1 pseudogene is annotated in these 2,748 nt (G+C 67.0%); it reads left to right on the top strand.

The features are described from left to right. The first annotated feature begins 270 nt into the window (after window positions 1-270). Window positions 271-2,669, top strand: a pseudogene (gene rph / locus AC08OJ_RS15615) (rifamycin-inactivating phosphotransferase). The last annotated feature ends 79 nt before the right edge of the window (window positions 2,670-2,748 follow it).

A 2,748-nucleotide genomic window follows, 5' to 3' on the forward strand; every position in this document is an offset into this window, starting at 1 on the left:
TAGGGCTTCCCCGGTCACGCTGCAGAATCGTCGGCCGGACCAGGAACGGGCGAAGACCTGGGGGCACGACGTGCGTGTGTTGTTGTCGACCTATGGGGGACGCGGTGACGAGGGAAGGCAACGAGAGATGAGGACGTGCCCAACACGAGGTTCGACAGAGCTGGAGGTGCCGGTGATTCGATCGGCCGGTGCCGTGCGAGAGAGCACGGCTGCCCCGGAGGTATCGCGATGAGCGAGCAGTACGTGTTGGGTCTTCAAGAGGTTGACGAGATGCAGGGCGCGGTCGTTGGCGGCAAGGGTGCGCACCTGGGGGCGCTGTCGCGGATCGAAGGCATCCGCGTGCCGGCTGGCTTTTGCGTGACGACGGACGCCTTCCGGCGAATCATGGCGGAAGTGCCGTCGATCGAGAGTCGGCTCGAGCACCTGTCGCGCCTGAAGCCGGACGACCGGGAGGCGATCCGCACGCTCAGCGCGGAGATTCGCCGGACCATCGAAGGGATCGCCATCCCGGGCGATCTCGCGGCGGCGATCCTCCGGCACGTCAGCCGGTGCTGGGCCTCGCTGTTCACCGAGCGGGCCGTGACCTACCGCCAGCGCAACGGCGTTGACCACCGTACGGTCCACATGGCGGTGGTCGTGCAGCAGATGGTCTTCCCTCATGCGGCTGGCGTCCTGTTCACAGCCGACCCCGTCACGTCCAACCGGAAGGTCGCCTCGGTGAGGCCCTGGTCTCCGGCCTGGTGAACCCGGACGTCTTCAAGGTGCGCGCCGGCGAGGTCGTCGCCGAGGCGGTCGGCGCCAAGCAGCGTGCGGTTCACGCCTCGCCGGCGGGCGGGACGCAGGAACAGGCGATCGACCTGGAGCGGCAGGAGCAGCCGACGCTGACGGCTGCGCAGGTCGTGCGGCTCGTGCAGCTCGGCCGGCGGATCGAAGCGCACTTCGGCCGCCCCCAGGATATCGAATGGTGCCTGGTCGACGACGGCTTCCAGATCGTCCAGAGCCGGCCGATCACCACGCTGTTCCCCATCCCCGAGTCCGGCGACCGGGAGAACCACGTCTATGTCTCCGTCGGCCATCAGCAGATGATGACCGACCCCATGAAGCCCCTGGGGCTCTCCTTCTGGCAGATGACGACCCCCGCGCCCATGGCCGAGGCCGGCGGCCGCCTGTTCGTCGACGTCACCCAGAGGCTGGTCTCGCCGACGAGCCGCGCCGGCTTTCTGGAGCTCATGGGGAAATCCGATCCGCTGACCGGGGACGCGCTGCAGACCATCCTCGAGCGCGACGGCTTCATCCGGCCGCTGCCTGACGAGGGTCCCCCCGGGCCGCTGTCCGGCGGCGCGCCAGCCCCGATCGAGACCGATCCGGCCATCGTCACCGAGTTGATCGGGCGCAGCGAGGCTTCCATCGCCGCCTCGGAACGCGACATCCGGACGAAGTCGGGAGTGGCGCTACTCGACTTCATCCGGGTGGACCTCCAGGAGCTGAGGCGGATCTTGTTCGATCCGCGGAGCCATCAGGTGTTCATGTCGGCGATGGAGGCCACCTGGTGGCTCAACGAGCGGCTGGAGGCGTGGCTGGGCGAGAAAAACGCGGCGGACACGCTCACGCGGTCCGTGCCCCACAACGTCACGTCGGAAATGGGGCTGGCGCTGCTCGACGTCGCTGACGTGATCCGCCCACATCCGGGCGTGGTGGCGTTTCTGCAGCACGTCGAGGACGAGGGTTTCCTGGACGCGCTGCCCAAGCTCGCGGGCGGGAGGGAAGCGCGAGACGCCGTCGAGGCCTGGCTCGACAAGTACGGCATGCGCTGCGTCGGCGAGATCGACATCACGCGGCCGCGTTGGCGTGAACGCCCCTCCACGCTCGTGCCCATGATCCTCGGCAACATCAAGAACTTCGAGCTGGGCGAGAGCCGACGACGCTTCGAGCAAGGCCGGCAGAAGGCCTGGAAGAAGGAGCAGGAGCTGCTGGAGCGCTTGCGGGCCCTGCCGGACGGGGAGCGCAAGGCCGACGAGACGAAGCGGATGATCGACCGGGTCCGGACCTTCATCGGGTACCGGGAGTATCCGAAGTACGGCATGGTCAGCCGCTACTTCGTGTACAAGCAGGCCTTGTTGGAAGAAGCCGAGCGCCTCGTACAGGCCCACGTACTTCGTGAGAAGGAGGACATCTTCTACCTCACGTTCCAGGAGCTCCACGACGTCGTGCGCACGAACCGCGTGGATGACCGGCTCATCGGCCGGCGCAAGGACGCGTTCAGGTCGTATCAAGCGCTCACGCCGCCCCGGGTGCTCACGTCGGATGGCGAAGTCATCGCCGAGGCGTACCGACGCGACGATTTGCCGGCCGGCGCGCTGAGCGGCCTACCGGTCTCCGCCGGGACCATCGAAGGGCGGGCCCGCGTCATCCTGGACATGGCACGGGCCGATCTCGAACCGGGCGACATCCTCGTCACGGCCCACACGGACCCCAGCTGGACACCCCTCTTTGTCGCCATCGCGGGCTTGGTGACGGAGGTCGGAGGATTAATGACTCACGGCGCGGTGATCGCACGGGAGTACGGATTGCCTGCCGTCGTCGGTGTGGTAGATGCCACCCGACTGATCCCCGATGAGCAGCGGATCCGCGTGCACGGCACCGACGGGTACGTCGAGATTCTACCCTGACTGATCACACCGAGAACACCCATCCGTGGCTTCCGACCAAAACAACGCTAAACGCTAAGAAGTTAATCTTTCTGGGTTA

The organism is Frankia sp. CgKIO3, assembly GCF_977946435.1.